Annotated in this window: 7 protein-coding genes; 4 read left to right on the forward strand and 3 right to left on the reverse strand. The window is 60.4% G+C overall.

What is annotated here, in order from left to right:
• Nucleotides 1-117 precede the first annotated feature (117 nt).
• The 3 genes from EOA27_RS23745 to EOA27_RS23755 are packed head-to-tail and all read right to left on the reverse strand — an operon-like array spanning nt 118 to nt 1,230.
• Complete coding sequence (locus EOA27_RS23745; protein WP_126082863.1) at nt 118-516, reverse strand: type II toxin-antitoxin system HicB family antitoxin; 399 nt, start codon at nt 514-516, stop codon at nt 118-120.
• Nucleotides 517-544: 28 nt separating this feature from the next.
• Complete coding sequence (locus tag EOA27_RS23750; protein WP_126083820.1) at nt 545-730, reverse strand: type II toxin-antitoxin system HicA family toxin; 186 nt, start codon at nt 728-730, stop codon at nt 545-547.
• Between the two features lie 44 nt (nt 731-774).
• Entirely contained in the window at nt 775-1,230 is a 456-nt protein-coding gene (locus EOA27_RS23755; RefSeq protein ID WP_126082862.1) for a PaaI family thioesterase, read from the reverse strand.
• A 152-nt stretch (nt 1,231-1,382) separates the two neighbouring features.
• Here EOA27_RS23755 and EOA27_RS23760 point away from each other — a divergent pair, with 152 nt between their 5' ends.
• From EOA27_RS23760 to EOA27_RS23775, 4 genes are all read left to right on the forward strand, one after another.
• On the forward strand, nt 1,383-2,204 hold the full coding sequence (locus EOA27_RS23760) for an enoyl-CoA hydratase (RefSeq protein WP_126082861.1): 822 nt from the start codon (nt 1,383-1,385) through the stop codon (nt 2,202-2,204).
• Between the two features lie 44 nt (nt 2,205-2,248).
• On the forward strand, nt 2,249-3,031 hold the full coding sequence (locus tag EOA27_RS23765; RefSeq protein ID WP_126082860.1) for an AAA family ATPase: 783 nt from the start codon (nt 2,249-2,251) through the stop codon (nt 3,029-3,031).
• On the forward strand, nt 3,028-3,549 hold the full coding sequence (locus tag EOA27_RS23770) for a CoA-binding protein (RefSeq protein WP_126082859.1): 522 nt from the start codon (nt 3,028-3,030) through the stop codon (nt 3,547-3,549). The genes EOA27_RS23765 and EOA27_RS23770 overlap by 4 nt, the downstream gene beginning before the upstream one ends.
• Before the next feature lie 160 nt (nt 3,550-3,709).
• The coding region (locus tag EOA27_RS23775; protein ID WP_127257387.1) for an aminotransferase class V-fold PLP-dependent enzyme at nt 3,710-4,511 on the forward strand (802 nt) is incomplete at its 3' end.

The following is a 4,511-nucleotide window of genomic DNA, read 5'->3' on the forward strand; positions in this document are numbered from 1 at the left end:
ACTTTATACGTCAAGGCAGCGGAAAATGCGTTTAGCGAGTAAAATAAAGAAAAAACAATGGCTTGGCTGAACGGTATTATTTTACCACAAAAGTAATCGATGCCAGTCGCCCTCGCGCTAGTGCTTTGCCTCAATTTCCCTGCGGGCGGCGCTTGAGAGAAATGCGGACCTGGTGATGCCGCGCTCGCGCGCGGCGGCATCGATTGCGCGCAGGACACCGCGTTCGAATGTCACGTTCGCCCTGACCACGGCACTGTCATTGTCGATCAGCGGCACGGAGACCAGATAAGCTCCTTCAGATAGCGCGGTACGGATATCGGCAAGCGATACAATCGCCTCATGGCTGGAGGGTTCAGGCACGGACATATCCTCGGCCCAAAGTTGCAGGGCCTCGATTGCATTCGGCACGATATCCTCGGGTACATCGGCCGCTGAAAAACAGCCCGGAATGTCGGGGAAGCGAATACCAAATGCGCTGTCGGCATCCTTCTCAACCAGCGCGAAGTAGTTCTTCATTACAGTCTCCTGATTGTATACTTCAGGTCTAGCGAATCCAGCCTGCCTGTTTGGCGATCGCGCGAGCAGTGCCGACTGGCAGATCTTTTTCCGGGTGCGGAACGACAAGCACGATGGCGCCTTTCCGGAATTTGTGATGCGAGCCCCGAACTGAGACCAATTCGAAGCCGTCGTCTCTCAGCCGCTTTATGATGCGGCGGCTGTCACGCTCGATCAAATGTCACCTATGCGCATATATATACACATCTCGCTGCGATATCAAGTTTGAGAAGACTTACGAGGGATCGAATAGGTCCCCGTGGCATGGGCCACAGTGTGCCCATCCGGGCCCGCCACGATGTCGATGTCGAACACCATCAGGCTCTTGCCGAGCTTCAGGATCCGGCAATGGCCGTCGATTGGACCGGCTTCGGCCTTGCGCATGAAGTTGATGTCGAGATTGACGGTCACCGACCGCGCGTCCGGTCCGGCGTGGCTGAGCACGCAGACATAGCCGCCGATGTCGGCCAGCGTGAACAGCGACGGACCGGACACCGTGCCGCCGGGACGCAGATGCCGTTCGTCGGCGTTGAGCCGAACCGTGCAGCCGCCGGGAAATACGTCGATCGCCTCATAGGAGGTGAAACTGTCGTTGAGCTGCGGATAGACGCTTGCCATCAGCGCATTGACTTCGGCCGCATCGAGCATTGGCTTCAGATCGCTTTGGGCGGGCATGGGCAACGTCCTATATGAGGTGACAAGCTCCGGGCGATATGCCTGGACCAAACGGTGCGACGGAGAAAACACGCCTCGCGGCTGTTCTTCAACCGGCAGCGTGCTAGTTCTGTTGCTCCATGCGCCGCGAGCGCTGACCCGAAAGGTTGGACATGGCTGAAGTCGTTGCCATCAAGCCCGCCGTCGCCGACGGCCCCGTTCTTGTCAGTCGGGACAAGGGCGTCCTGCGCCTCACGCTTGCCAGCCCGCCGGCCAATGCGCTGTCGCTGGCGACGATGGCAGCGCTGCAGGCAGAGTTCGATCGCGTGAAGGCCGACAAATCCGTGCGCGTCATCATCCTGGCTGCGTCCGGAAAAGTGTTCTGCGCCGGTCACGACCTCAAGGAGATGACGGCGCACCGCGCCGAGCCGGACCGCGGCAAAGCCTTCTTCGAAAGAACCTTCGCTGCCTGCGCGATGTTGATGCAGACCATCGTTCGCCACCCGAAGCCGGTCATCGCCGAGGTCGACGGTCTCGCCACCGCCGCCGGTCTGCAACTGGTCGCGAGCTGCGACCTCGCCATCGCCTCGCACGAGGCCACCTTCTGCACGCCGGGCGTCAATATCGGGCTGTTCTGCTCGACGCCCATGGTGGCGCTGTCGCGCAATGTCTCGCGCAAGCAGGCGATGGAAATGCTGCTCACCGGCGAGACGATCGACGCCGCGACCGCCAAGGAATTCGGCCTGATCAATCGCATCGTGCCGCGTGAATATCTCAACCAGGTTGTCGACAAATACGCCCAAACCATTGCTTCCAAGTCATCTTTGGTGGTCAACACCGGCAAGGAAGCCTTCTACGCCCAGGCCGAAATGGGGCTGGCCGACGCCTATGCCTATACCGGCCGCGTGATGGTCGAGAACATGCTGGCGCGCGACGCCGAGGAAGGCATCGGCGCCTTCATCGGCAAGCGCAAGCCGCAATGGTCCGACGAGTAGCCGGTTTGCATGGAGCCGCACCATCCCATCGCTGAAGGTTCGACGTGGCTGCCCGCAAGCAACTGACGCGGCTGAAGGCACCCTATCTCAAGCGCATCCTGCTTGAGCCGTCGCGCGTTGCCGATTGGGATAAATATCCCTGGAACTTGCCGATTTTTCGCGACCGCGAATTCGAGTTCGAATTCGCCTCGGCCATCACCATTATCGTCGGCGAGAACGGCACCGGCAAATCGACGCTGCTGGAAGCGATCGGAGCATTGGCAGGCTATGACGAGGCAGGCGGCGGCAAGGGGTATCGTCCGGTAGATCATTCCATCGCCATCGACAAAAGCGGCGCGGCGCTTGCGGACACGCTGCGTGGCCATTGGCTGCCGAAAGTCACCGCCGGCTGGTTCTTCCGCGCTGAATCGTTCTACTCGGTCGCGCGCTATCTCGATAAGGTTGCGCTCGAAGATCCGTTCAGGCCACCGCCACCCGACTTCCTGTCCTGGTCGCATGGCGAAGGCTTCATCCGCTTCTTCGAGGAGCGCTGCCGCCGGCAAGGCATCTACATCCTCGACGAGCCCGAAAGCGCGCTGTCGCCGACGCGCCAGATCGAGTTGCTCAAATTGCTTCAACGCATGGAGCAATCCGGCACGGCGCAGGTGATCATGGCGACGCACTCGCCGCTGCTGATGGCCTGTCCGTATGCGCGGCTCTTCCGCATCAGCCGCTTCGGCCTCGACCCGATCGATTTTCAGGATACCGATCATTTTCGCATGATGCGCGACTTCTGCAGCGACCCGGCTGCCTTTCTCGCCGAAGCGCTGTATGAGGACGAACCATGAATCACGACACTTACGACAACGCCTACATCGCCGGCATTTTGAACTCGGTGAAGACGATCGCCATGATCGGCGCGTCGCCCAACGATGTGCGGCCGAGCTACTTCGTGTTGAAATATCTATTGGCCAAAGGCTTTTCGGTGTTCCCGATCAACCCCGGCCATGCCGGCAAGGAGATCCTGGGCCGCACTGTCTATGCCAGCCTGGCCGACCTGCCACAGCCGGTCGACATGATCGACATTTTTCGCGCTTCCTCGGCGGTGCCGGGAATCGTCGACCAGGTGCTGAAGCTCGACCCGTTGCCCAAGGTCGTCTGGATGCAGCTTGGCGTGCGTCATGACGAGGCCGCCGCCCGCGCCGAGGCGGCCGGCATCAAGATGGTGATGAACCGCTGCCCGAAGATCGAATACGGCAAGCTGTCCGGCGAGATCGGCTGGACCGGCGTCAACTCCGGCGTTCTGTCGTCGAAGAAACCCTTGATGCGCCAGGGGTTTCAGAGCTTCGGCGTGCGCCAGAAGTAGGCACCTAGCGGCGCGCGCAAAATTATTCCGGGAAGAAACGGATTTTCTCGGGCGTTGGTCGCAGATCGCGCCCTGAAAGGTATTTTCTTCTTTGCATTCCAACCCGGGCTTCGCCAAGAATGCCCGGCGTTTTTTCGAAGATCAGGAGAGGAAGATTTAGATGACCCGTACGCCCGGTTTCAACACCTTGGCCGTTCATGCCGGCGCCAAGCCCGATCCGGCGACCGGCGCCAGGGCCACGCCGATCTATCAAACCACCTCCTTTGTCTTCGACGATGCCGACCATGCCGCTTCGCTGTTTGGGCTGAAGGCCTTCGGCAATATCTACACCCGCATCATGAACCCGACGCAGGCGGTGCTCGAGGAGCGCGTCGCCGCGCTGGAAGGCGGCACCGCCGCACTTGCCGTCGCCTCCGGCCATGCCGCGCAGGTAATCGTGTTTCACAACCTGATGCAGCCGGGCGACAATTTCATCGCCGCCAACAAGCTCTATGGCGGTTCGATCAACCAGTTCGGCCACGCCTTCAAGAATTATGGCTGGGAAGTGCGCTGGGCCGACGTCAACGACCTCTCGACCTTCGAGAACCAGATCGACGACAGAACCAAGGCGATCTTCATCGAAAGCCTCGCCAATCCTGGCGGCGTTTTCGTCGACATCGAGAAGATCGGCGACATCGCCCGCAAGCATGGCCTGCCATTGATCGTCGACAACACGCTGGCTTCGCCCTATCTGGTGCGGCCGATCGAACACGGTGCCGACATCGTCGTCCATTCGCTGACAAAATTCATCGGCGGCCACGGCAATTCGATCGGCGGCGTCATCGTCGACGGCGGCACGTTCGACTGGTCGAAGTCGGGCAAATACCCGATGCTGTCGGAGCCGCGCCCCGAATATGGCGGGCTCGTCCTGCACGAGACTTTTGGCAATTTCGCTTTCGCCATCGCAGCGCGCGTGCTTGGCC

The sequence above is a fragment of the Mesorhizobium sp. M2A.F.Ca.ET.037.01.1.1 genome, assembly GCF_003998075.1.
GTDB lineage: Bacteria > Pseudomonadota > Alphaproteobacteria > Rhizobiales > Rhizobiaceae > Mesorhizobium.

Excerpts from the sequence above, each read along its gene's own strand:
- EOA27_RS23760 (WP_126082861.1), top strand. The coding sequence starts at position 1,383 with ATGGCTGAAGTCGTTGCCATCAAGCCCGCCGTCGCCGACGGCCCCGTT.
- EOA27_RS23745 (WP_126082863.1), bottom strand. The coding sequence starts at position 516 with ATGAAGAACTACTTCGCGCTGGTTGAGAAGGATGCCGACAGCGCATTT.
- EOA27_RS23755 (WP_126082862.1), bottom strand. The coding sequence starts at position 1,230 with ATGCCCGCCCAAAGCGATCTGAAGCCAATGCTCGATGCGGCCGAAGTC.
- EOA27_RS23770 (WP_126082859.1), top strand. The coding sequence starts at position 3,028 with ATGAATCACGACACTTACGACAACGCCTACATCGCCGGCATTTTGAAC.